This is a genomic window from Kitasatospora sp. NPDC005748 (assembly GCF_040630735.1).
GTDB lineage: Bacteria > Actinomycetota > Actinomycetes > Streptomycetales > Streptomycetaceae > Kitasatospora.
In genome coordinates this window covers 213,609-238,038 of sequence record NZ_JBEXYD010000004.1, presented here as the reverse complement: position 1 = coordinate 238,038, position 24,430 = coordinate 213,609, and the positions used below count along the sequence as shown (strand labels likewise).

The 24,430-nt window shown below is 73.7% G+C and carries 22 protein-coding genes; 9 read left to right on the top strand and 13 right to left on the bottom strand.

Annotation, left to right across the window (positions count from 1 at the left end):
* From cobO to ABZ495_RS05580, 5 genes are all read left to right on the top strand, one after another.
* Entirely contained in the window at window positions 1-606 is a 606-nt protein-coding gene (cobO, locus tag ABZ495_RS05600) for a cob(I)yrinic acid a,c-diamide adenosyltransferase (RefSeq protein WP_329490083.1), read from the top strand.
* Window positions 607-737: 131 nt separating this feature from the next.
* Window positions 738-2,114, top strand: a complete 1,377-nt coding sequence (locus tag ABZ495_RS05595; protein WP_359804383.1) for a cobyrinate a,c-diamide synthase — start codon at window positions 738-740, stop codon at window positions 2,112-2,114.
* A gap of 201 nt (window positions 2,115-2,315) precedes the next feature.
* Window positions 2,316-3,779: a M6 family metalloprotease domain-containing protein gene (locus ABZ495_RS05590; RefSeq protein WP_359804384.1), complete on the top strand. Its 1,464-nt coding sequence runs from the start codon at window positions 2,316-2,318 to the stop codon at window positions 3,777-3,779.
* A gap of 283 nt (window positions 3,780-4,062) precedes the next feature.
* The gene (locus tag ABZ495_RS05585) at window positions 4,063-4,878 is read left to right on the top strand and encodes a serine hydrolase (RefSeq protein WP_359834550.1); all 816 of its coding nucleotides are present in this window, start codon (window positions 4,063-4,065) and stop codon (window positions 4,876-4,878) included.
* Window positions 4,879-4,922: 44 nt separating this feature from the next.
* The gene (locus ABZ495_RS05580) at window positions 4,923-5,858 is read left to right on the top strand and encodes a hypothetical protein (protein ID WP_359834548.1); all 936 of its coding nucleotides are present in this window, start codon (window positions 4,923-4,925) and stop codon (window positions 5,856-5,858) included.
* A gap of 86 nt (window positions 5,859-5,944) precedes the next feature.
* On the opposite strand, the gene ABZ495_RS05575 is transcribed toward ABZ495_RS05580, so the two are convergent.
* The 5 genes from ABZ495_RS05575 to ABZ495_RS05555 form a co-directional block, all read right to left on the bottom strand.
* Complete coding sequence (locus ABZ495_RS05575; protein WP_359834546.1) at window positions 5,945-6,592, bottom strand: hypothetical protein; 648 nt, start codon at window positions 6,590-6,592, stop codon at window positions 5,945-5,947.
* A gap of 3 nt (window positions 6,593-6,595) precedes the next feature.
* Window positions 6,596-7,495 carry a hypothetical protein gene (locus ABZ495_RS05570; protein WP_359834545.1) on the bottom strand — a complete coding sequence of 300 codons (900 nt, stop codon included), beginning with the start codon at window positions 7,493-7,495 and terminating at the stop codon, window positions 6,596-6,598.
* A gap of 87 nt (window positions 7,496-7,582) precedes the next feature.
* Window positions 7,583-8,620, bottom strand: a complete 1,038-nt coding sequence (locus ABZ495_RS05565; RefSeq protein WP_359804388.1) for a TolB-like translocation protein — start codon at window positions 8,618-8,620, stop codon at window positions 7,583-7,585.
* A complete protein-coding gene (locus tag ABZ495_RS05560; RefSeq protein ID WP_359804389.1) occupies window positions 8,617-9,996 on the bottom strand; it encodes an MFS transporter in 1,380 nt (459 codons plus the stop codon). The genes ABZ495_RS05565 and ABZ495_RS05560 overlap by 4 nt, the downstream gene beginning before the upstream one ends.
* A gap of 6 nt (window positions 9,997-10,002) precedes the next feature.
* A complete protein-coding gene (locus tag ABZ495_RS05555) occupies window positions 10,003-10,893 on the bottom strand; it encodes an alkaline phosphatase family protein (RefSeq protein WP_359804390.1) in 891 nt (296 codons plus the stop codon).
* Window positions 10,894-11,239: 346 nt separating this feature from the next.
* Between ABZ495_RS05555 and ABZ495_RS05550 the strand changes: the two genes are divergently transcribed.
* The 3 genes from ABZ495_RS05550 (at window position 11,240) to ABZ495_RS05540 (ending at window position 13,789) form a co-directional block, all read left to right on the top strand.
* Complete coding sequence (locus ABZ495_RS05550) at window positions 11,240-11,956, top strand: cobalamin biosynthesis protein (protein WP_359804391.1); 717 nt, start codon at window positions 11,240-11,242, stop codon at window positions 11,954-11,956.
* A complete protein-coding gene (gene cobC, locus ABZ495_RS05545; RefSeq protein ID WP_359804392.1) occupies window positions 11,953-13,014 on the top strand; it encodes an Rv2231c family pyridoxal phosphate-dependent protein CobC in 1,062 nt (353 codons plus the stop codon). Before ABZ495_RS05550 ends, cobC begins: the two co-directional genes overlap by 4 nt.
* A gap of 100 nt (window positions 13,015-13,114) precedes the next feature.
* Window positions 13,115-13,789, top strand: a complete 675-nt coding sequence (locus ABZ495_RS05540; RefSeq protein WP_359834542.1) for a hypothetical protein — start codon at window positions 13,115-13,117, stop codon at window positions 13,787-13,789.
* Between the two features lie 110 nt (window positions 13,790-13,899).
* Here ABZ495_RS05540 and ABZ495_RS05535 read toward each other — a convergent pair whose 3' ends face one another.
* The 3 genes from ABZ495_RS05535 to nadE form a co-directional block, all read right to left on the bottom strand.
* Window positions 13,900-14,691 (bottom strand): MOSC domain-containing protein, encoded by a 792-nt coding sequence (locus tag ABZ495_RS05535; RefSeq protein ID WP_359834540.1) that lies wholly within the window; start codon window positions 14,689-14,691, stop codon window positions 13,900-13,902.
* Window positions 14,688-15,221: a hypothetical protein gene (locus tag ABZ495_RS05530; RefSeq protein WP_359804395.1), complete on the bottom strand. Its 534-nt coding sequence runs from the start codon at window positions 15,219-15,221 to the stop codon at window positions 14,688-14,690. Before ABZ495_RS05530 ends, ABZ495_RS05535 begins: the two co-directional genes overlap by 4 nt.
* A 189-nt stretch (window positions 15,222-15,410) precedes the next feature.
* Window positions 15,411-16,241, bottom strand: coding sequence for an ammonia-dependent NAD(+) synthetase (gene nadE / locus ABZ495_RS05525; RefSeq protein WP_329490068.1), 831 nt, complete (start codon window positions 16,239-16,241; stop codon window positions 15,411-15,413).
* A 294-nt stretch (window positions 16,242-16,535) separates the two neighbouring features.
* Between nadE and ABZ495_RS05520 the strand changes: the two genes are divergently transcribed.
* Window positions 16,536-18,380 (top strand): serine/threonine-protein kinase, encoded by a 1,845-nt coding sequence (locus tag ABZ495_RS05520; protein WP_359834538.1) that lies wholly within the window; start codon window positions 16,536-16,538, stop codon window positions 18,378-18,380.
* 59 nt (window positions 18,381-18,439) lie between these two features.
* On the opposite strand, the gene ABZ495_RS05515 is transcribed toward ABZ495_RS05520, so the two are convergent.
* The 5 genes from ABZ495_RS05515 to ABZ495_RS05495 form a co-directional block, all read right to left on the bottom strand.
* Window positions 18,440-19,537 carry an LLM class flavin-dependent oxidoreductase gene (locus ABZ495_RS05515; protein WP_352288230.1) on the bottom strand — a complete coding sequence of 366 codons (1,098 nt, stop codon included), beginning with the start codon at window positions 19,535-19,537 and terminating at the stop codon, window positions 18,440-18,442.
* A gap of 378 nt (window positions 19,538-19,915) precedes the next feature.
* Window positions 19,916-20,938 (bottom strand): glutamine synthetase, encoded by a 1,023-nt coding sequence (gene glnII, locus ABZ495_RS05510; RefSeq protein WP_359804397.1) that lies wholly within the window; start codon window positions 20,936-20,938, stop codon window positions 19,916-19,918.
* A gap of 289 nt (window positions 20,939-21,227) precedes the next feature.
* Window positions 21,228-22,259: an SCO1860 family LAETG-anchored protein gene (locus tag ABZ495_RS05505; protein ID WP_359834536.1), complete on the bottom strand. Its 1,032-nt coding sequence runs from the start codon at window positions 22,257-22,259 to the stop codon at window positions 21,228-21,230.
* Window positions 22,260-22,503: 244 nt separating this feature from the next.
* Window positions 22,504-23,181, bottom strand: a complete 678-nt coding sequence (locus ABZ495_RS05500) for a uracil-DNA glycosylase (protein WP_329490063.1) — start codon at window positions 23,179-23,181, stop codon at window positions 22,504-22,506.
* Between the two features lie 91 nt (window positions 23,182-23,272).
* Entirely contained in the window at window positions 23,273-24,364 is a 1,092-nt protein-coding gene (locus tag ABZ495_RS05495) for an amidohydrolase family protein (RefSeq protein WP_359834534.1), read from the bottom strand.
* Window positions 24,365-24,430: the final 66 nt, after the last annotated feature.

Here is a 24,430-nt window from a genome sequence, read left to right as displayed (position 1 = left end):
ATGCCCAAGGGAGTCCCCGAGAGCGTGCCCGACGACGGCCTGACGACCCGCCAGCGCCGCACCCAGCCGATCACCGCCGTCCACACCGGCCCCGGCAAGGGCAAGTCCACCGCCGCCTTCGGCATGGCGCTGCGGGCCTGGAACCAGGGCTGGCCGATCGGAGTGTTCCAGTTCGTCAAGTCCGCGAAGTGGAAGGTCGGCGAGGAGAACGCGCTGCGCGTGCTCGGCGCCTCCGGCGAGGGCGGCACCGTCGACTGGCACAAGATGGGCTCCGGCTGGTCCTGGATCCAGCGCTCCACCGAGATGGAGATGGACAGCGAGGCGGCCGCCAAGGAGGGCTGGGAGCAGGTCAAGCGCGACCTGGCCGCCGAGACCTACCGCTTCTACGTGCTGGACGAGTTCACCTACCCGATGCACTGGGGCTGGGTCGACGTGGACGAGGTGGTCGCCGTGCTGAAGGACCGCCCGGGCAGCCAGCACGTGGTCATCACCGGCCGGTACGCGACCGAGGCGCTGACCTCGGCCGCCGACCTGGTCACCGAGATGACCAAGGTGAAGCACCCGATGGACACCGGCCGCAAGGGCCAGCGCGGCATCGAGTGGTGAGCCCGGCGGGCTTCGCGGGATCCGTGCGTCACCTCGGGCCCGTGGGTTCCCTCGGGCCCGTGAAGCCGGCGAAGTCCGTGACGTCCGTGAAGCCCGTGACACGTCCGTGAGTCCGCGAAAGCAGTAGAGCCTTGAACAGCGTCCCCCGTCTCGTCGTCGCCGCGCCGTCCTCCGGCTCCGGCAAGACCACCGTCGCCACCGGCCTGATCGCCGCGCTCGCCGCGCGCGGTCTGGCCGTCTCGCCGCACAAGGTCGGCCCGGACTACATCGACCCGGGCTACCACGCCCTGGCCGCCGGCCGGCCGGGCCGCAACCTGGACGCCTTCATGTGCGGGCCGGAGCGCATCGCGCCGCTCTTCCTGCACGGCGCCGCCGGGGCGGACGTCGCGGTGGTCGAGGGCGTGATGGGGCTGTTCGACGGCGCCTCCGGACGCGGCGAGCTGGCGTCCACCGCCCACGTCGCCAAGCTGCTGCGGGCACCCGTGGTGCTGGTGGTGGATGCCTCCTCGCAGTCCCGCTCGGTGGCCGCGCTGGTGCACGGCTTCGCCTCCTGGGACCCGGAGGTCCGACTGGCCGGGGTGATCCTCAACCGGGTCGCCTCCGACCGGCACGAACTGCTGCTGCGCGAGGCCCTGGAGGAGGGCTCCGGGGTGCCGGTGCTCGGCGCGGTGCGCCGCTCGGCGGCGGTCGCCACACCGTCCCGCCACCTCGGCCTGATCCCGGCCGTCGAGCGTTCGGCCGAGGCGCTGCGGGCCGTCGCCGACATGGGCGAGCTGGTCGCCGCGTCGGTCGACCTGGACGCCGTCCTGGCGCTGGCCCGGACGGCTCCCCCGCTGGACGCCACGCCGTGGGACCCGGCCGCCGAGGTCGAGCGGGTGGCCGGCGCGCCCCGGATCGCGGTGGCCGGCGGCGCCGCGTTCTCCTTCTCGTACGCCGAGAACGCCGAACTGCTCACCGCGGCCGGCGCCGAGGTGGTGCCGTTCGACCCGCTGCACGCCGACGCGCTGCCCGCGGACACCGCCGGCCTGGTGATCGGCGGCGGCTTCCCCGAGCTGTACGTCCGGGAACTCAGCGCGAACGGGACGCTGCGCGCTGCGATCGCCGCGTTCGCCGCCTCGGGCGCGCCGATCGCCGCCGAGTGCGCCGGACTGCTCTACCTCGGGCGGGAGTTGGACGGCCTGCCGATGTGCGGCGTACTGGACACCTCGGCCCGGATGACCGAGCGGCTGACCCTCGGATACCGGGAGGCCGTCGCGCTGACCGACTCGCCGCTGGCGCCGACCGGCACCCGGGTGCGCGGGCACGAGTTCCACCGCACGGTCTGCGAGCCCGGCGCCGGGGAACGGCCCGCCTGGGGCTGGCGACTGCCGACCGGGCCGAACACCGAGGGCTTCACTGGGGGCACGCTGGGCAACGTTCACGCTTCGTACCTGCACCTGCACTGGGGAGGATCACCGCAGCTCGCCGCCTCGTTCGCGGCCGCCGCGGCCGCGTACCGCGCGGGCTGAGCGAACCGGCGCGCCCCGGGTCTGGTGCTTTGCCCACGCGGAGCGTCAGAATAGGGCTGATAGCCGCAAATCGCCCATTTCGCAACCGGTACCGGCCAGACCCGACCGCCTTTGGCGAGCCGACCGATTGCCGGCGACCGCCCGCTCGGCGGGGTCGCCATGCTCCCCCGCGGAGTGAGCTGGCTCAAAGGAGCCGTCACGATGCGTCACACCTTAACCCCGCAGCATCACCACCCCCTCGACCCCACCGGCCACCGGCACGCCTGCCCGGTACCGCTGTCCCCCAAGGCCTTCGCCCAACTCCGGGCCCGCTACCAGGACCTCGTCGAACACCGGCGGATCCCGGCGAGCCTCACCTTCGAGCAGTACTACTACGTCTGGCGCTCCCGGCGGCGCGGTGAGAACGTCATCGGCCTCGACGACGGCGCCGTCCGCCCCGGCCCCAGCACCGGGGCCCAGTTGATCACCCGTCCGACCAAGAAGCTGCGCGGCACCATCCGCACCCTGGTGCTGCTGGTCGACTTCCCCGACCACCCGCACAGCCCCGAGCACACCGTCGGCCACTTCGAACAGATGCTGTTCAGTGCCGACACCTTCACGACCGGCTCGATGCGCGACTACTACCGCCTGGTCAGCGGATTCGACGCCGCCCACCCGACCGAGCACGGCATCGACATCCAGGGCGAGGTGCACGGCTGGTTCCGCCTGCCGCAGCCGCTCTCCTTCTACACCGACAACCAGTCCGGCACCGGCAACCCGCCCCGGAACTCCCAGGGCATGGCGGCCGACGCGCTACGACTCGCGCTCGACCAGGGCATCGACTTCTCCGCCGGCTACGACGCCCTCGGCGAGGGCCTCGTCACCGCCCTGTTCATCGTCCACGCCGGCTCCGGCGCCGAACAGACCGAGCGCCCCGGCGACATCTGGAGCCTCAAGTGGAACCCGCCCGGCGAGGACGGCGTGCTGGTCGCGCCCGGCCTGCGGGTGCAGACCTTCCTGACCGTCCCCGAGGACTGCGCGGTCGGCGTCTGCGCCCACGAGTGGGGCCACCTGGCCGCCCGCTGGGCCGACTTCTACGACACCGGCCGCGTCGAGGCGACGACCTCCAACGGCCTCGGGGACTACTGCCTGATGGCGGGCGGCTCCTGGGGCAACGACGGCGTCACCCCCGTCTTCCCGAACGGCATGCTGCGGATGTTCCACGGCTGGACCACCCCGCAGGAGGTCTCCAGCACCACCACCGGCATCGCGCTGCGGCCCGTCGCCGAGGGCGGCGACCTGCTGTTCGTCCGCAACCCCCAGCGGATGAAGGAGAGCCAGTACATCATCGTCGAGTACCGCCGCCAGCGCGGGCAGGACGAGTTCCTGCCCTCCCAGGGCGTCGCCGCCTACGTGGTGGACGAAGCCATCGACAACGTCAACGACGAACACCACCTGGCCATCGCGCTGATGCAGGCCGACGGCCGCAACGACCTGGGGAAGATCTTCGGCACCGGCAACCGGGGCGACCGGACCGACCTCTACCCGGCCCTCGGCAACACCGGCATCGGCCAGCACACCGCACCGGCCCTCAACGAGCCCGACGGCACCTGGAGCGGAGTCACCCTCGACATCGCCGGCACCCCAGGCGCCGAACAGATGGGCGTCGACGTCACCATCACCTGACCCACCCCCACCGGGCGGCCCGCGCCGAACGGGCCGCCTGGCCGACCCGGCTGACCAGGCGTCGCCCCGATCCCACCCTCCGCGGCCGTCGCCGGGACCGTGCTCGGCCACTGCATCGTGCCCCACCCTCCTCACCGTGGCCCGCCGCGCCCCTGGAGGTGAGCCGACACGCCTCGGTCGGGTCGCGTCCCGTAGGGTCTCCGCCCAACCAGGCCTCCTCGCACCGCGTGAGAGCCCGACAGTCGGGTAGACGACTGACAAACACCGTCGCCGTGAGGAATGGATGGCCCAGATGGTCGATTCCGGTGCAGTGCGCGCCGCCGTTGAGGCGCAGGTCGAGGCATTCGCGGAGGGCGGCGACGGCGCGGGAGTCCGCAGCGTCCTGGTGAAGACCCTCGGTGGACCGCAGCTCACCGTCACGCACGACCCGGACCGGGTACTGCCCGCCGCGAGCCTGGCCAAGATGATCCTCGGCGTCGCACTGTTCGAGGCCGGACGGCGGGGCGACCTCGACATGGATGCGCGCGTCCGGGTCGGCGACCTGCCGGGCACCATGTATCCGAGCATCCTGCAGGCGCTGGATGCAGCATCGACACTCACCGTACGGGAGTTGTGCGGCTTCTCGTTGGTGACCAGCGACAACCCGGCGGCCGAGTACATCCGGGGCCTCCTGGGACAGGAGCGGGTCGATGCGACGATCAAGGACCTGCAACTGACCTCCACGGCCTTCCCGGCCGGCTTCTCCGAGCGGGAGCTCGGACCCCTGGGCCGGGCGAACACCACGACCGCGGAGGACACGCTGCGACTGGTCGAGCACATCGAGCGGACTCCACATCTGGAGCCCCTCCGGCGGTATCTGGTCAACTACCTCCGCAACGACCGGATCCCGTCCCGCCTCGACGACGACCTCCCGGTGCGGCACAAGACCGGTAGCCTCCGGGGCGTCGTGAACGACGCCGGGATCGTCCTCCACCCGGTGACACCCGTCGCGCTGGTCTTCCTGACGGATGGTCAGTCCGATAACGTTCGTACAGCGCAGGAGATCGGGGAGGTCTCCGAGCGGATCGTCCGGATCATCGCAGAAGCGGCGGCGCACTGACACCGCCCGCGGGGGTGCGCGTGGCTGCGTCACGGGAACGACAATTGCGCAAGATTCTGGTCCTGGTCAACGTCCTCGCCCTGTCCATCGGCCTGGCCTGCGTCGTGGCCGCCTCCCTGCTGACACACCAGCAGGTGGTGACGACGGTCCTGAGCCTCATCGGCGGCGCGTTCGTGTCGGCAGCGGTGGTAACCCTGGCCATCGGGTCGCTCACCGTCCGCGAGACCACCGAGCAGGTCGACAGCGCGGTGCTTCGCGGCATGCAGGACGTCCTGGGCCCGGTGCGCGATCCGCTCTTCGCCGGCGCGCTGTCGGCCTACCGCTACGACTGCCTGCTCGCGCCCCCGCCGCCGGGCGACGCCCACCCTGACTACCTGTACCAGAGCTTCCGGATCTCCTACCGCATCGAGACGCTCCCCAGAACGGTGAGCATCGCGTGCCTCTCCTCCAACGACGACGGTTGCCTGGACCGCTTCACCGGACCGGAGATCCTGCTGCGCTGGATGATCGACGACAATCTCGACCCGGACGACCCCGCGATCTTCGCGATCGGATCCGTCCGGGTGGACACCAGGGAGCTGGAACGCAAGCCCCCGACCCACGAAGCCGTCACCGGCGGGACGGCCAGGATCGACCACTTCTCGGTGCCCCACGACGCCCAGGTCACCTCCGGCCACCTGGTCGAGCTGAGCGTCACGGCGCGGAAGTACGTCGGCAGAGACCGACGCGTGCGCATCCAGGCCCAGATCTTCCGTCACGTCACCGACGCCGAGTACCGGCTCACGATCGATCCCGCGATCAGACCGACCCGACTGGGCGTCAACGCGTCGGAGATCAGTTCGCTCGGCGCTACCCACGGCGCCAGCGTCCGGGCCACCTTTCCGGCACCGTTCAACAATCTGGCCGGTCTCGTCCAGCTCCCCTTCCCCCTCCAGCCCGGAAGCGTCATGGCCTTCACCATCGATCGCGAGGTGCCCTGAGCGCGGCGCCGCAGGAGAGGGGTACGAGCGGTGGCTCCAGTATCGGCGCCGGCGCCGTCCGGGTCGCGGAGCGGGCGACAGCGCCGTCACCAGTGCGGGGTGTACGCGATGTGGAGCCTTCCTGAGGTGCCCTTCGGGGGGCGGCTGGTGGGGGTGGCGGGGGCGTGGTCGAGGGTGACGCAGGAGTGGGTGGGGGCGAGCCGGGCGGCCCGGGTGTCCAGCGAGCGCACCAGCGTGCCCGTCCAGCGGAAGGCCTGTGCGGTGCCGGTGAGGAAGAGAGTCCGTGCCGCGCCGGTGAAGTGCAGCCCGTCGCGCCATCCGGCGTAGTGGTGGCTCGGGTAGTCGATCTCGTCCTCGGCGGGGAAGTCGCTCTCCGGGAGGTCCGCGGTGTGCGGCGTGCCGCCCTTGCTCAGTCGGGCGCGGACCTCCTTCCAGCGGGACGGTGGGAAGCCCAGGCCGTGGTGGAGCAGTACGAGGTCCAGCAGGACGGCGTGCTCGTCCGCGCACCCGGGGGCGGGGCCGGAGCGCAGCGGCAGGTGGACCAGCGAGCGGGGCGAGCGTGCCGCGAGTGCCCAGGCGGCGGCCAGGTCGCGGGCACCGGCGCGGTCCGCGAAGAGGTCCGTCCACCACTCGCCGTCGACCAGCACGGCGCGGCCTTCGCCGGGTTCGACGGTCAGCACCCGGTACTCGTCCCGGCCGGTCCGCACCCGGTGGACCGTCGTCCTCAGTCTCACCGGTCAGCCGGTGGCGCGGACGTAGATGTCGGCGGCGCCCGAGAGGCCGTTGGAGACCGTCACGATGTAGATCCGACGGCCGGCGACGGGGTGGGTGGGAGACGGGGTGGGGGTGAGGCTGGGGGTGGGGGTCTCGGTCGGGGTGGGCGGGTCGTCGGCGGAGCGGAGGCCCGTCGCGGGCCGGGGCGCGACGGGCTCGGCCGCCTCGGGGTCGGGAGCCGCGGTGGCCTCGGGGTCGGGGTGGGCCTCGGGGTCGGGGTGGGCCTCGGTGTCGGGGTCGGCGGAGGGCGGCGGGTCGTCCGAGGCGCAGGGCGACGGGGTGGCGACCGGCTCAGCCGGGGCCGGGGCCGGTTCCGACGGCGGTTCGGAGACGGTCGGGGGTTCGGCGGCCGGCGGGGTCGCGACCGGTAGGGGCGTCGGGCTCGCCGAGGGCGCCGGCATCGGGGCCAGTTCCTGGGCCTCGATCGGCTCGTCGCCGCCCAGGGCCGCCGTCAGGTCGGACGGCAGCGGGGCGACCGGGCCGGGGGCCGGGAGGTCGTAGGTCCGCAGGAAGTCGTCGACGCCGACGTCCGGGCCGCCGGCCAGCCGGTAGTGCAGGTAGGCGACCGGCGCGCCGTCGGCGAGGCGGGTGTACACCGCGCCCACGGGGACGTAGTAGCGGCCCGCGCCCGGGTGCTGGGAGGGGTGGAGGCCGGCCAGGAGTTCGGCGCGGTCCCGGTCGGTCTCGATCGCGCCCCGGCCCAGGGTGAGCGCGTTGACGCCCCGGACGGCGAGGGCCGCCAGCAGCGCGATGGTGAGCACCAGGCCCACCGCGATCGTGCGGCGCAGCACCGGCCGGCCGGACAGGGCGGGCCAGGAGTCGCCGGCCACCCGCTCGGGCGCAGCCCGCCCCTGTTCCTTCAACGCTCCCCGCTCCCCCGCCTCGCACCGCTCTCACTGCTCGACGTGGAACCCTACGCCCGAAGTTCCGAGTGGGACCACCCAGCCCGATCAGCCCGGATAGGCCGGTGCCACCGCGGCTTCGAGCACCCGCTCGGCCAGACCGTCGCCGTCCGCCGGGACGGTCCACAGATCGGCCCCGAAGTCGCCGGGGAGGGCGTAGAGCAGCGTCGCGTCGTCGACCCAGACCGCCTGGTCGTCGACGTTGCGCTGCTCGGCGGTGGCCGTCTCGGTCATGGTGGCGAGGTCGAGCACGTAGAGCCGCCAGGGCGAGTCCTCGGACAGGCCGGGGACGCGCTTCTTGTAGGCGATGCGGGTGCCGTCCGGGGAGAGCGAGGGGCATTCGACGTTCTCGTGGAGCGTGGTGAGGGTGCGGGCGGCGAGGTCGCCGCGGACGAGGTGGGTCCGGCCGCCGGTGGCCACGGTGGCGTAGAAGGTGTTGTCGTCGGCGAAGGTGACGCCCCAGACGTTGACGTCGGACGCCTGGTACGGCTTGCCGTCCTTGATCACCGCGAAGGTCTCCAGGTTCTCCCGGAGGTTCCAGTCGCGGACGTCGACGATCGACGAGCGGGTGGAGAAGTCGGTGCCGGCGTAGGAGTCGCCGCTGACGAAGACCGTCCAGGCCGCGAGGTGGCCCGAGGGCGAGACCCGGGAGCGGGTCGGGATACCGGCGGCGGGGAAGGACTTCAGCTCGCGCAGGTGGTCGTCGAGCACGACGGCACGGTAGGTGTCCTGCAGCGCACCGCGCTCGGCCCGGAGGCAGATGCCGGTGCCGGCCGCCGCGTAGAAGCGCAGGCACTGCACGCCCGAGGAGGTCCGCGGGCCGTCCGGCTGGTCGGCCGGTACGGAGACGAGCTCGTCGAGGTGCGGGCCCCAGGCCATGTTGCGGAACACCAGTTGGCGGCCGCCGGCCGGCGGGCGGAGCGACACCGGGCCGGGGGTGACCACCGGAGCGCCGGGCTGTGCCTGCTTGGTGCGGGTCGAGTTGTCGGCCGCGTGCAGGACGGCGCCGGTGCCGACGGCGCCGAGCAGGACGACGGCGACCAGCAGGATCAGCACCCTGGTCCGGCCTTGGAGCGGTGGGGTCACGACGGTACCTCGGAATCGGAGGGGGGAGCGGTTCCGGACGCGCCCGGGGCGGTGGGCGTCCCGGCGGTGGGCGTCCCGGCGGCGGTGTCCCTGGGGGCGTCCCGCAGGACGAAGGCGGCCGCCAGCACGCAGCCGGCCAGCGCCGCCGCGGACCAGCCGAGCGCGGCGGTGCCGCCCACCGCGCTCCACAGCGCGCCGAAGGCGAGCGAGCAGCCGAACCGGGCGAGCGCCTGCCCGGTGCCGACCAGGGCCAGCCCGGCGCCGCGCTGCTCCGCCGGTACCGCGTCGGCCGCCGCGGCCGCCAGCACGCCGTCCGTCGAGGCGTAGAACGCGCCGTGCAGCACCAGGACGCAGACCACCGCCGGCAGTCCGCCCAGCGGCGAGAGCAGCAGCCCGTACGCCAGCAGCAGGGCACCGTGACCGGCGAGGAAGAGCCGGCGGCGGCCGAGCCGGTCGGCGAGCGCGCCCAGCGGGACGGCGAGCAGCAGGAAGCCCGCGGCCGTGCCGAGCGGCAGCAGCGGGAAGAGGTCGGTGGCGAGGCCGAGCCGGCGCTGCACCAGCAGGTAGAGGAAGGAGTCGCTCACGGTGGTCAGGCCGAGCAGCACGGCGCAGAACGTCAGCCGGCGCAGCCCGGGCAGGCGCAGCAGGGCGAGGCCGTCGCGCAGCCGGGGGGCGGTGGCCGTCGCGGTCTCGCCCGGCTGCCGGTTCGGCACGAAGAGCAGCAGCACCAGCACGCCGAGCACCGCGACACAGGCGCTGACCGTGAACACCGCGTCGTAGCCGTGCCGTTGGCCGCCGTCGGCGAGCAGCGGGCCGCCGGCCAGGCGGAGCACGAGGAAGGCGGCGAGCGGCCCGATCAGCGCACCGGCCGTGTCCATCGCCCGGTGGACCCCGAACGCCCGCCCCCGGTGCGCGGGTTCGGTGGCGAGCGAGATCATCGCGTCCCTCGGCGCGGTGCGCAGTCCCTTGCCCGTGCGGTCGACCGCGATCACCGCGCCGATCAGCGGCACGGTGTGGACGAGCAGCAGCAGCGGCTTGCAGAGCGCCGAGAGGCCGTACCCGGCCACCGCGACGGCCTTGTGCCGGGACGCGCCGTCCGCGCCCCGCCGGTCGGCGAGGTGACCGCCGGCCAGCCGGACCAGCGCGCTGAACCCGTTCTGGATGCCGTCCAGCAGCCCGAAGCCGAGCGGCGAGAGGCCGAGCCCGGTGAGCAGGTACAGCGGCAGCACCGCGCTGACCATCTCGGAGGAGATGTCGGTCACCAGGCTGACGGTGCCCAGGGCCAGGACGGTGCCGGGGACGGCGGCCGCCCGCCGGCCCGGCCGGAGGGCCGGGTCGACGGGGGCCTTGGAGCTGCGGGATTCCGCGACGTACATGGGAGGTCAGTTCCAGATGCCGGTGATGGTCGCGGCGGACGCGGCGTTGCCCGCGTGGGTGGTCAGCCCGGCGAGGTCCTCCAGCGTGCGCAGTACGTTGTAGTGGTTGTAGGTGGTGGCGGTGGTGGAGCCGGGCGTGACGTGCTCGCCGTAGAAGACCGTGGGGATGCGGTTGCCGGAGAGGCGGTTGTCCTCGTCGAAGGTGACGACGAGGATGCTGTTGTGGGTCTTGGCCCAGGTCGCGTACGCGCCGAGCTTGTTCTTCAGCCAGGTGTCGCCGGTGGAGACCGAGCAGTCGTGCATGTCGTTGCAGAGGTCCGGCACGACGAAGGACACCTTGGGCAGGGCCGTGTAGTCGGTCGGGAACTGCGCGAAGGTGTACGCGGTGTTGGTCGGCACGTTCTTGAAGCCGAACCACGGGTTGTGCTTCTGGGCGTACTTGCCGCTGCTGCAGACCGTCGAACCCTGGCTCGGCAGGCCTTCGTTGTAGCTGCCCCAGGTCTTGCCGGCGGCGATCAGCTCGGAGCCCAGGTTGGCGGCGGTGAGCGAGCCGACCGGCACGCAGCTGTCGTCGGTGCGCCCCTGCGCGCTGCCGGAGAACAGCTGGTAGTAGTTGGGCTCGCTCGGGTGGGTGAGCCCGAACGACTGGGTCAGCGTGGCGCCGCCCGCCTTCAGGGTGTTGTTGATGTACGGGGCGCTGGAGCTGCCGACGACCTGCGAGTACGCGTGGTTCTCCAGGACGACGACGACCACGTGGTCGGGCGTCGGCAGGGTCGCGGCCTGTGCGGTGCCGGTGGCCGCCCAGAGGCCGAGCGAGCCGGCGACCAGGCCGAGGCCGGCGCCGAGGGCGGTCAGGGTGCGGCGGGGGTTGCGAGGGTGGAGTCGTGCGAAGGGCATGGTGTCCTCCGTGCGTCGGGGAGAACCGGGGTTCGGCAGGAACACCCGGGGGGGGTCGTGCTGTGCGGGTCGCAGTGCGTGACTGCGTCGGAGCGCCGCAAACAGTAGGAGCGCGGCGGTGGCGTGGACCGCTCAGGGAAGGTGAAGAACAGGCGAACACCCTCCGGCGCCCGGCGACGGAGGTCACACGGGCCCCGATTGACCCCTCCGTCGCCGCCGTGGTGGGATTTCGTCGGCCGACGAGCGGCTGCCGCAGTGCCGCCGGGGAGCGCCGGACGACCGCCGGACGACCGCCGGGCGGCCTCCTGACGGCCTCCGAACGGCCTCCGGGTGAAGGGAACGCGACGTGATCGGGCTGCCGGCCCTGGACGCGGCGGGTCACGCACCCGCCGAGCAGCCGCACGCGGCGCGGCCGGACAGTTGCCCGGCCTTCCGGGCCGAGCACGGCGGCGGGGGCCCGGGCGTACTCCTGGACCGCGCGCCGGACGGCTCACCGGTCGCCGCGCGGTGCTCGGACGGCCCGGCTGACCCCGACGGCCTCGCCTCCGGTGCCCTCGTCATCGGCGCCCTCGCCCCCGACCGCCTCGCCCCCACCGCCCTCGCTCCCGGTGCCCTCGTCGTCGGTGTCGGCCTGCGCGCGGCGGCGGGTCCGTCCGACGTGACGCGACTGATCCACCGGGCCCTGCGCGAGGCCGGATTGCCCAGCGGCTCCGTCGCCCGGCTCGCGACCCTCACCGGCAAGGGCGACCACCCCGCCGTCCGCCACGCCGCCGCCGCGCTGGGCCTCCCGGTGGACGAGCACCCGGCGGAGGCCCTCGCGGCCGTCGCCGTCCCGAACCCGTCCGCCGCCGTCGGATCGGCGGTCGGCACCCTGAGCGTGGCGGAGGCCGCCGCCCTGGCGAGCGCGCCGGGCGGCGAACTCGTCGTCCCCAAGCAGAAGTCCGCGACGGCGACGGTGGCGGTCGCCCGGGCCGCTCGCGGTCGCCCCGGGCCTCGCGACCCGCTCGCCCGCGTCCCCGGGCCGTCCCTTCCCGTCGATGCCGTTGTTGGAGACCCCTCGTGACCACCCCCGACCATGACCTCCGCCACCACGGTGACGCGGAGGTGCGCGCCGACGGGGCCGGTCTGGTCGACCTCGCCGTCAACGTCCGCACCGGCACACCCCCGCAGTGGCTGCGTGAGCACCTCTCGGCGACGCTCGGCGAGCTCGCGGCGTACCCCGACGGCACGGCCGCCCGCGCCGCCGTCGCCGCCCGGCACGGCCGACCGGTCACGGAGACGCTGCTCACCTCGGGCGCGGCGGAGGCTTTCGTGCTGCTCGCGCGCGTCCTGACGCCCCGTCACGTCATTGTCGTACACCCGCAGTTCACCGAACCGGAGGCGGCGCTGCGGGACGCCGGGCACGCTGTGGAGCGGGTACTGCTCGTACCCTCGGACGGCTTCCGACTGGGCGCGGTACCGGAGGAGGCCGACCTCGTCGTCCTCGGCAACCCCACCAACCCGACCTCCGTACTGCACCCGGCAGCCGCCGTCGCCGCCCTGGCGCGCCCCGGTCGGACCCTGGTGATCGACGAGGCGTTCATGGACACCGTGCCCGGCGAGTGCGAATCCCTCGCCGCCGTCCGGGACCTGCCCGGCCGGGTGGTCGTGCTGCGCAGCCTCACCAAGACCTGGGGCCTGGCGGGCCTGCGCATCGGCTATGCGCTCGGCCCGGCCGACCTGATCACCGCGCTCGGCGCCGCCCAGCCGCTCTGGCCGGTCTCCACCCCGGCGCTGGCCGCCGCCGAGGTGTGCAGCGCACCCGCGGCGCTCGCCGAGGCCGAGCAGGCCGCCCAGGACCTCGCCCTCCACCGCGACCACCTGCTCAAGGGCCTCGCCGCCTTCCCCGCCGTCCGGGTGCACGGGGAGCCGGCCGCCTCCTTCGTCCTCGTCGAACTGCCGGACGCGGCCGCCGTCCGCGCCCGGCTGCGCGAGCACGGCTTCGCCGTCCGACGGGGCGACACCTTCCCCGGGCTGGGACCGGACTGGCTGCGGATCGCCGTCCGGGACCCTGGGACGACGGACCGTTTCCTGGACGCGCTCGGCTCGGTGCTGACGGTCCGGACCGGCACCGGCCGCTGAAACACGACCGGGACATTTCACGAACCACCCGGTGATCATGCCCGGCCTACCGTGGAGGCAGACGACAAACCGCACTGCCGGACGGAAGTTGGGACCACACATGCGCTCGCGAATCGCCCTCACCGCTCTCGCCGTCACCGCCCTCGCGGCCGCCGCGACGGCCTGCGGCCCGGAGAACAGTGACGCACCCGCCGCCGGCGCCGCCCCGACGACCGCTCCCCCGGCCGCCTCCGCCCCCGCCGCCGCGCCGTCGGCGTCGGCCCCCGGCACACCCGCCGCGCCCGGCAAGTCCGCCGCGCCCGCCGCGTCCACCAAGCCCACGGCCACCACGCCGGCCGCGCCCGCCCCGGGCAACCCGGGCGACAAGACCGGCTACGGCCAGGCCTGCGGCACCAACGACCTCACCTTCGGGGCGAAGATGGAGACCCAGGCGGGCGGCTACATCCTGGTCACCGCCAAGGCCAAGGCCGGGATCACCTGCGTCCTGCCCGCGACGCACCCGGTCATCGCCTTCGGATCGGGCGGCATCGAGGCCCGCAACGCCGAACAGGCTGCCGGTGCGCCGATCACCCTCACCGGCAGCGCGGTCGCCTACGTGGGGATCAACCCGAAGAGCACCAACACCGACCAGAACATCGAGTTCAAGGACGTCATCATCGGCATCGCCGCCGGCGACCCGGACCCGGCGAGCATCCCCGTCGGCTCCGTCAAGGTCGACAAGCCGGTCGTCACCAACTGGCACACCAACGCCAAGGACGCCGTCCCGGGTGTCTGATCAGCCGTGATTGACGCTGTCGATCAACCCGCGCCGCACCTTCACGGCGAATTCACGGCGAACCGGAAGCAGGCGCCACCCTCGACCGGCGGCGACCGCCACCCCCGTGATCAGCCGAGACTCACCGCGTCCCCCATCCGCACCCTCCCCGGCTCCACTACCTGCGCATAGACGCCCGCGCAGGGCAGCGCCGGCATCCCCTCCAGGGGCACGACCCGGTTCTGCGCGGCGAGCACCTTCAGGGCCGCCGTGCTGCGCGGCAGCTCGCCATGCACGAGGGTCGGGACGGCGCAGCGCGGGGTCGGGGCCAGCACCCGCAACCGGAGGTCCGGGCCGATCCGCAGCTCGCGGCCGACCCAGGCGTTCTCGACGTAGCCGTCGCCCTCGGTGCGGATCACCAGGTTGGGGCGGTAGCGGGCGGCCTCGGTCGCCACGGCGTCCAGGGTGGAAGTCGTGAGCAGGTGCAGCGGGGCGAAGTCGAAGAAGCCCCCGGCGGGAGCGGCGCGGCCGATCTCGTTCTCGGTGACGGCGACCTCCCTGTCGATCCCGCGTGCCAGCACCTCCTCCGGCACGGCCCGTTCGACGGTCGTACCGGGCGGGCGCTCGCTCACCAGGGAGACCTCGCGGCCCAGCAGCGCGGACAGTTCGCCCTCGCCCACCTCCCGGCCGTCCGGCCCGGTGATCACGACGCCGCCGGGGTGCAGCACGGCGGTGAACCGGAGCATCTCCGCCCAGAGCCTCGGGTTCTTGGCGCTCGCCACCCGGCCACTCGCGGCGTCGAGCAGCCCCAGCGCCCGGTCCCCGTCCAGCCCGCGCTCGGAGACGCCGGCCTCGCCCAGCTCCTCCCCCAGCAGCGACTTCACCGGGTACCGCCGGATCCGCTCCACCGTCCCGCTCCTCATGCCACCGCCTCCGCCCACTCCCGTAGCGCCGTGAAGTCGCCGTCTCCCAAGCCGAGTTCGGGATCGACGGGCAGGGTCAGCGCGGGCCCGGGATGGTGCGCGGCTATCCACTCCGCGTCCTGCGGCCCCAGCTCGTCGTCCACCCAGACGAACGGGCGCCCGGCGGCCCAGGCGACCAGGTTCCTGGTCTTCCAGTGCAGCCCGTCCGGGTCCTGCTGGTGCAGTTCCGGCCAGTGGATGTACGGCAGCACGGGCAGCCCCAGCAGCGGCCCGATGAAGGTGTTCGCCTCGTCCATCCACGTGGTGGCCCACACCAGTTCGTACCGCAGCGCCAGCAGTTCGGGCCCGTGGTCCGGGTTGATCCGGATCCGCAGCGGCCGCACACGCTCGGCGGGCCGCTGCGGGAAGCGGGCGACCCAGCAGTCGGGCTTCACCCGGTGCGTCCCGTAACCGTGCGGCCGCCGGTGCCGCTTCGCGGCATAGGGATTCAACGGCCCGTCGACATCGAGCAGGAGCAGCGGCAACGTCATACCGGGCATCCTCGCCGGAACCCCGCACCGGGACCAGGGATTATCGGGCCCGATCGGATGTCCGGGCGTTCTGGAGGAGCCGAACCTCGGAGGGCCCCCTGCCGCAGCGGGTGAAGCTCACCCAGGCCGCAGAGCGACGGGCGGGGACCGTCGGGCAGATCGGCCGAGGTCCCCGCCCTCGCGCTCGTGCTACGGGGCGATCGGGAGGCGGCGCTTGTGGTCGGTGAGGCGGTAGCGGCGGACGATCGTCTCGAAGGTCTCCTCGGCGACCGGCTTGCCCTCCAGGAAGTCGTCGATGTCGTCGTAGGTGACACCGAGGGCGTCCTCGTCGGCCTTGCCCGGGGCGAGGGTCTCCAGGTCGGCGGTCGGGACCTTCCGGACCAGCTCGGCCGGGGCGCCCAGGGCGTCCGCGACGGCGCGCACGCGGCGCTTGGTCAGGCCGGTGAGCGGGACGAGGTCGGCCGCGCCGTCGCCGAACTTGGTGAAGAAACCGGAGACCGCCTCGGCGGCGTGGTCCGTGCCGACGACCAGGCCGTCGTGCGCGCCGGCCACCGCGTACTGGGCGATCATGCGCTGGCGGGCCTTGATGTTGCCGAGCACGAAGTCCTGGTGGCCGGCGTCGCGGAAGGCCACGTCGGCGGCCACGGCGGCGTCGAGCGCGGCGTCGCTGGCGGGCTTGATGTCGACGGTCAGCAGGTGGTCCGGCCGGATGAAGGAGAGCGCGAGCTGGGCGTCGTGCTCGTCGGCCTGGACCCCGTAGGGCAGCCGCATGGCGTAGAACCGCGCCTCGTGCCCGGCGGCCCGGGCGCGCTCGACGGCGAGCTGGCAGAGCCGGCCGGCGGTGGTGGAGTCGACACCGCCGCTGATGCCGAGCACGAGGGCGCGCAGACCGGTGGAGGTCAGCCGCTCGGCGAGGAAGGCCACCCGGCGCTCGATCTCCTTCTCGGCGTGGAAGGTCTCGGCGACCTCCAGCTCCCGGGCGATCTCCTGCTGCAGGGCGATGGACGCCGGCACGCTCACGTCTGCTCCTTGGTCGGGTTCGATGTGCTGTCGGACCCACCCTACTCAGGCCCGATGCCCGGTGGGACGGCCCGTTCGGCCGGTAGCGGCGGACGGCCGGGAGGCCGCTCCCGGAGCCGGCGGCCCTGGGAGCCGCCGATTCCCGGCCCGCCCGCTGCCCGCAGGCCCGCTGACGATCCGTCGGGAGCGGTCCGTAGCATGGGCACGCGCGCGGACGGGGGCCCGGTGCCCTCTGGCAGACTGTGCGACCAGTGGGGCTGTTGGGCCGGGGCATGACAGGTGGGGGCAGAGAGCATGAGCAGCCGGGGGACGGTGCTCGGGGGGCGTTACACGCTGACCGAGCGGATCGGCGGCGGGGGCATGGGCTCCGTCTGGCGCGCCGACGACGAGGTGCTCGCACGGCAGGTCGCCGTGAAGATCCTGCATCCGGGACTGGTCGAGGACGGCGCCTTCGTCAAGCGGTTCCGGCGCGAGGCCCAGCTGCTCGCGGCCCTGAAGCACCCCGGCATCGTGGACGTCCACGACTACGGCGAGAGCGGCGAGGACGCCGGGGACGACCGGGTCGCCTACATCGTGATGGAGCTGATCGACGGGCAGCCGCTGGACAAGGTGCTCGCCGAGAGCGGGCCGATGCCGCCCGAGCGGGCCCTGGGGCTGCTCGCCACCGCGCTGGACGCCCTGCACGCCGCCCACCGGCAGGAGATCGTGCACCGCGACGTCAAACCGTCCAATCTGATGGTCCGGTCCGAGGGCCGGGTGACGGTGACCGACTTCGGCATCGCGCGGGCGGTCGCCAGCACCCGGATCACCGCCTCCCACGCGGTGATCGGGACGGCGCTCTACATGGCCCCCGAACAGGCCGAGGGGCAGGCCGTCACCCCGGCCTCGGACCTCTACTCGATCGGCGTGGTCGGCTACGAACTGCTCACCGGACAGCCGCCGTTCGTCGGCGAGAGCGTGCTGGAGGTCGCCCTCAAGCACATCCGGGAGCCCGCTCCGGAGCTGCCGGCGGCCGTTCCGGAGGCGGTGCGCGGGCTGATCGCCACCGCGCTGGCCAAGAAGCCGGAGGACCGCTTCGCCGATGCCGGCGCGATGGCCGCGGCGGCGCGGGCCGCGATCGCCGCCGCTCCCGGCGCCCCCGCGCTGCCGGCACCGCCGGTCGTTCCGGTGATACCCGCGACGCCCGCCGGAGCCGCGGCCGACGTCGGCGAGGTGGAGTCCCGGGACGCCACCGAACCCGGCACCCGTCGGCGGCGGCGCGGCTTCCTGGTCCCCATCGTCATACCGGTGATCATCACGGCGGGCACCGCGACCGTCCTGCTGATCGACCGCACGCCCTTCACCTCCGAGGCGAAGACGCCCGGGGCGCAGCCGTCGGTCACGGTCTCCGGCCCGGCGAACCCCGGCGGCCCGGCAACGTCGGCCGAGAACGCGACGACCCCGCCGCCGACCACCCCCGCGCCGACCGGCACCCCGACCGCGCCCGGCGCCACCGCGACCCCCGGCGCCCAGCAGTCCACGCCTGCGCCCGGCGGCACCGGTGCGGCGAGCGGCGGCGGCGCGACCGGAGCGGGCGGCACCCCGCGCGCGACCCAGCCGCCGGCCGGCGTCCCGGCCCCGGCGGCCGGCACGGCCGGGGCCGGGACCCAGCCCGCTCCCGGAACGCAGCCCGGCACCCAGCCCAATCCCCAGCCGGCGGCCACCAGCGCCCCGCCGCAGACGCCCGTCACGCCGCCGGGCTGCGGCGGCACCAAGTGGGGGCCGATCGTCAGCGTGGCGTCCGGCCTCAAGCTCGGCCTGTCCAAGGACACCCCGGCGGCCGGCCAGTCCGTGATCATGGGCGGCAACACCGCCTACGGCTGGGTGCGTTCGGACCCGGACCCGGGCGGCTGGTACCACCTCTACCCGTGCAACCTGAGCGGCGCGCCGCTCGTCCAGGAGACCGACGGGCGGGTGACGCTCTCGGGCGGCTTCAGCGTCCTGAGCAACTGGAAGGTGAGTGCCGGGAGCACGCCGGGCGCCTTCCGTCTCGCGGACTACATGGGCTCCGCGTGCATGACCGACAACGGCGCGGGCAACCAGGTCACCATGGTCACCTGCACCGCCGGGAACAAGTCCCAGGAGTTCAGGATCCCCTGATCGGAGCCGAAGGGGCGGCGGGCCGGTGGACCGGTGGACCTACGGGCCCGCCGCCCCGGTCACGGTCGGGTCCAGAGGTTGCGGGCGGCGAGCAGCGGCAGCACGCCCTCGCCGAACCAGTACGCCTCCTCCAGGTGCGGGATCCCGGAGAGCACGAACTCGTCGATGCCCAGCTCGTGGTACTCGGTGATGAGGTCCGCGACCTCCCGGTGGCTGCCGACCAGGGCCGTGCCCGCGCCGCCCCGCAGCAGGCCGATGCCGGCCCAGAGCCCGGGGTGGATCTCCAGCCGCTCGGCCGAGCCGCCGTGCAGCGCGAGCATCCGGCGCTGGCCCTCCGACTCGCTCTCGGCGAGGGCGCGCTGGGTCTCCCGGACGCGCGCCGGGTCCATCGACGCCAGTAGCCGCTCGGTCTCCGCCCAGGCCTGGGCGGAGGTGTCCCGGGTGATCACGTGCAGCCGGATGCCGAAGCGGACCACCCGGCCCTGGGCGGCGGCCAGTTCGCGGATCCAGGCGATCTTCTCGCGGACCTGCGCGGGCGGTTCGCCCCAGGTCAGGTAGACGTCGGCGTACCGGGCGGCTACGTCGCCCGCCGCCGGGGAGGACCCGCCGAAGTACACCGGCGGCACCTGGTCCGGGAGCCGGTTCAGGGTGGCCCGCTCGACCCGCAGATGGACGCCGTCGTGGTCGACCGTCTCCCCGGCCCAGAGCCGGCGGGTGATGGACAGGAACTCGCCCGTCCTGGCGTAACGGGCGTCCTTGTCCAGGAAGTCCCCGTACGCGCGCTGCTCGGCCGACTCCCCGCCGGTCACCACGTTGAGCAACAGCCGTCCGCCGGACTGCCGCTGGTAGCTCGCCGCCATCTGCGCGGCCAGGGTCGGACTGATCTGCCCGGGCCGGAACGCCACCAGGTACTTCAGCCGCTCGGTCACCTGGGTCAGCATCGCCGTGGTCAGCCAGGCGTCCTCGCACCACGCGCCGGTCGGGGTCAGCGCCCCCTCGAAGCCCAACTGCTCCGCGGTGCGGGCGATCTGGCCGAGGTAGGCGATGCTCGGCGGCCGGTCGGAGCCGGCCGCGCCGGGCGTCGAGCCGTGCCCGCCGCCGACGATCTGCCGGCTGTCGCCGTTGGTGGGGAGGAACCAGTGAAAGGTGAGGGACATGGACGGACACGCTCCTGGCGGTGGTTGCCGGCTGCTGGTGGACCTGGTTCGCGTCAGCGGCGACAGCCGGCCGTGCACACCCGTCCCAGGTCGACGTGCAGTCGCCGTACAGGGAGGAAGGGGGCCGGAGCGGTCATGGCCCGATTCTCCGGGACTCCCACCCCGCTGGACAAGACATCCGCGTCAGAACACCCGCGCCAGAACACCCACATCAGCCCACCGGGGCCAGAACACCGGGGCCGGAACACCCACGCCAGCACTCCCCCGCGACCGCGCCGGGAAGGGCCCCCGCCGGACGGCGGACGGCGAACGGCCGCCGGGCCTCCCCTCGGCAGCGGAGGGGAGGCCCGGCGGTTGGTGCGGCAGGGGGGAGGCGGCTCAGACGAGGCCGGCCTTCTCCAGGGCGGCGCAGCAGGTGTTGACCAGGAGGCGGGTCACCACGTACGGGTCCACGTTGGCGTTCGGGCGACGGTCCTCGATGTAGCCCTTCTGGTCGACCTCGACCTGCCACGGGATGCGGACCGAGGCGCCGCGGTCGGAGACGCCGTAGCTGTAGACGTTCCACGGAGCGGTCTCGTGCTTGCCGGTCAGGCGCGACTCGATGTCGGCGCCGTACTGGGTGACGTGCTCCAGGACGATCTCCTGCGAGGCGCCGAGCGACTCGCAGGCGGTGATGATCGCGTCGTAGTTCTCGCGCATCGCCTTGGTGGAGAAGTTGGTGTGCGCGCCGGCACCGTTCCAGTCGCCGCGCGCGGGCTTGGCGTCGAGGGTGGCGTCGATGCCGAACTCCTCGGCGGTGCGGTAGAGCAGGTAGCGGGCGACCCACATGTGGTCGGAGGCGGTCAGCGCGTCGACCGGGCCGATCTGGAACTCCCACTGGCCGGGCATGACCTCGGCGTTGATGCCGCAGAGCGAGAGGCCGGCGGCGAGGCAGCGGTCCATGTGCAGCTCGACGATCTCGCGGCCGAAGACCTCCTCGGCACCGACACCGCAGTAGTAGCCGCCCTGCGGGGCCGGGAAGCCGCCCTCGGGGAAGCCGAGCGGGCGGGAGCCCTTGAAGAAGGTGTACTCCTGCTCGATGCCGAAGATCGACTCCTGAGCGGCGAACTGCTCGGCGATCGGGCGCAGCAGCGCACGGGTGTTGCTCTCGTGCGGGGTGCCGTCGATCTCGTTGACCTCGCACAGGACGAGGATGTTGTCGCCGCCGCGGATCGGGTCCGGGAAGGTGGCAACCGGCTCAAGGACGCGGTCCGAGGCGTGACCCTCGGCCTGGTTGGTGGAGGAGCCGTCGAAGCCCCAGGTGGGGATCTTGTCCGCGTTGGCCAGGATCCGAGTCTTGGAGCGGAGCTTGGCGGTCGGCTTCGTGCCGTCGATCCAGATGTACTCGGCCTTGATTGCCACGGGGGTGAACCTCGCAAACTGGGTGGTGGGTGCCCGCGTAGCGTTGCAAGCCGCCGTTTCCCGGTTGTTCCTCCTATGTAACACCCAGGTGAACCAACCGTCCGCGTTGGCACGGTCACGGTGCGGGAGTGCCGTGGATGGCACCCCGCACCGATCGGCGCACCGCGACGGGTGTCCGCCCTCCACCGCGGCGACCCGCAGAGCCCCACTGCGGCGGGTGTCAGTGCTCCACCGCGACGGGTGTCCGCCCTTCACCGCGGCGACCCGCAGAGCCCCACTGCGGCGGGTGTCAGTGCTTACGGGCGTGCGCCGCCCGGCGGCGGGTGACCCAGAGCGCGCCGCCGCCGACCGCGACCAGGGCGGCGGCTCCGGCGGCGAGCGGACCGGTCGCGTCACTGCCGCCGGTCGCGGCGAGGTTGCCGCCAGCGGCGGTGGCGGTGGCCTGCGGCCGGGCGGTTCGGCCGGGCGGCGTGCTGGTCGCGTCGACCGCGGGCTGGACGGCCGGGGCGGTGCCGGGCGCCGTCGGCGTGACCGAGGGGGTCGGCGTGACCGGTGCGGTCGGCTTCTCGCAGCTCACCGAGGCGACGGTGATCTTCCCGGTCACCTTGGCGACGTTGAGGTTGAGCGGGTTCACCTCGATCCGCACCTCCAGGGCCGAGGCGGCGGCCGTGGTCGAGGTGGTGGCCCGCTTGGAGAACTCCACCGAGACCCTGCCGACCAGCGGCACGTCCACGTCGGTCGGCCCGTACAGGCTGAGGGTGACCGGCTTGCCGAGCACGGTGAGCTTGGCGGGGGCGGTGACGTCGGCGGTGGGCGGCCCGTCGACCGGGCAGGTCACCGAGGAGCTGAGCGCCTCCAGGCCGAGCAGGGTGGTGGCCGGGAGACCGGGCGCGTGCACGTCGGCGTTGACCAGCTTGACCGAGGCGGCGGTGCCCTTGGCGTCCGACTTCACCACCGAGGTGCCGACGTCGGCCTTCACCAGGGTGACCGGGCCCTGCTGGTCGACGCCGTCGACCTTGGCCGTCAGCAGCGAGCCTTCGCGCTGGGCCGGGCTCTCGACCTTGTTGAGCGCGAGGTTCACCGGCACGTCGACCTTGCTCAACAGCTGCACGTCCAGCGCGAGTTCGACGGTGACGGCGCGCGCCCTGCCCGCCGTGGCGGTCGGCGCGGCGGCCGCGGCGGTCGAACCCGCGGGCGCGGGAGTGGGGCCGGTCGCGTGCGCCACCGGCGTCACGACCAGCACCGGTGCCACGACCAGCGCCGACGCCACCACGGCGGCGACGGCGGAGCCGGCGAAGGACGTGGAACGGGAAGAAGACATGGCGGTACCCCCACAGGTGGTGATCTCGGTAGAGCGCGCCTCCGACATCACCCGCGAGGCGGGGCAAGGGGCCGGTGCTCCGTACGACGAGTCGCCAGTCTTCATCGAACAGTGCGTCACATGAGCCACACAGAACGTCATTTCACTCATTCGGGTGAGGTTGACGCCCAAAGCTGCCCGGCGAAGCACTGCGGCAGGACACCTCCGGCAGGACTCCTCCGGCAGGCCACCTACCGCAGGAGCCCTACGGCAGTCGCCAGTCCACCGGCTGCGCCCCCTGCCGCACCAGCAGCTCGTTGGCCCGGCTGAACGGCCGCGAGCCGAAGAAGCCGCCGTTCGCCGAGTACGGGCTCGGGTGGGCGGACTCGATCGCCGGCACCTCGCCCAGCAGCGGGCGCAGGTTGCGGGCGTCGCGCCCCCAGAGGATCGCCACCAGCGGGCCGCCGCGCGCCGCCAGGGCCTTGATCGCCTGCTCGGTGACCTCTTCCCAGCCCTTGCCGCGGTGCGCGGCGGGCTTGCGCGGGGCGGTGGTCAGGGCCCGGTTCAGCAGCAGCACGCCCTGCCGCGTCCACGGCGTGAGGTCGCCGTTGGAGGGCTGCGGCAGGCCGAGGTCGGTCCCGTACTCCTGGAAGATGTTGATCAGACTCGCCGGGATCGGCCGCACCTCGGCCCCCACCGAGAAGCTGAGCCCGACGGCGTGGCCGGGCGTCGGGTACGGGTCCTGCCCGACGATCAGCACCCGCACGTCGGCGAGGGGCTGTTGGAAGGCGCGCAGGACGTTCGGCCCCGAGGGCAGGTACGTGCGGCCGGCGGCCAGCTCGGCGCGGAGGAAGTCGCCCATGGCGGCGACCCGGCCGGCGACCGGCTCCAGCGCGGTGGCCCAGCCGGGCTCGACGATCTCGTTCAGTGGACGCGGTGCCATGGTCGCCACCCTATCGGCCTACTCGGACAGGCCGTTCACCCGGATGATCACCAAAGCGACCATCGGCCGCACGGCCCCCGGGGTGGACCGCTCAGCCCACCGGCCGCCCGCGCAGCACCACCAGCCGCGGATCGGCGAGCACCCGGACGTCCGCCCGCGGGTCCTCGTCGTACACCACGAAGTCCGCCGACGCCCCCTCCTCCAGGCCCGGCCGGCCGAGCCACCGGCGCGCCCCCCAGGTGGCCGCCGACAGCGCCTCGGCGGGAGCGAGCCCGGCCTTGACCAGCTCGGCCACCTCCTCGGCGACCAGCCCGTGGGCGAGCGAACCGCCCGCGTCCGTCCCGACGAAGACCGGGATGCCCGCGTCGTGCGCGGCCCCGACGGTGTCGTAGCGGCGCTCGTGCAGCCGGCGCATGCGCGCGGACCAGGCCGGGAACTTGGCCTCGCCGCCGGCCGCGAGGGTCGGGAAGGTGGCGATGTTGACGAGGGTCGGGACGATCGCGACGCCGCGCTCGGCGAAGGCCGGGATCAGCTCCTCGGTCAGCCCGGTGGCGTGCTCGACGCAGTCGATCCCGGCCGCCAGCAGGTCCGGCAGCGAATCGGCGGCGAAGCAGTGCGCGGTGACCCGCGCGCCCTCCTCGTGCGCCGCCGCGATCGCCTCGGCCAGCGCGTCGCCGGGCCAGCAGGCGGCGAGGTCGCCGGTGCCGCGGTCGATCCAGTCACCGACCAGCTTGACCCAGCCGTCCCCGCGCCGGGCCTCGGTCCGGACGTAGGCGGCGAGGTCACCGGGCTCGATCTCGTGCGCGTAGTTGCGGATGTAGCGCCGGGTACGGGCGATGTGCCGGCCGGCCCGGATGATCCGGGGCAGGTCGTCCCGGTCGTCGATCCACCGGGTGTCGGCGGCCGAACCGGCGTCGCGGATCAGCAGGGTGCCGGCGTCCCGGTCGGTCACCGCCTGCTTCTCACTGGTCGCGGCGTCGACGGCGCCGTGCGCGTCCAGCCCGACGTGGCAGTGCGCGTCCACCAGCCCGGGCAGCACCCAGCCGGTCACCGTGCGCACGTCCGCGGCGGCCGCCGGGCGGTCGAACGCCACCCGGCCGTCCACCACCCAGAGTTCGTCCCGGACGTCCTCCGGCCCGACCAGCACCCGGCCCCTGACGTGCAGCACCGCACCATCGCTCATGCCCCGCACTCTACCGAGCGGGGTCCCGCCCGGGCAGGGCCTTCCCGGCACGCGGGGAGGATGAGG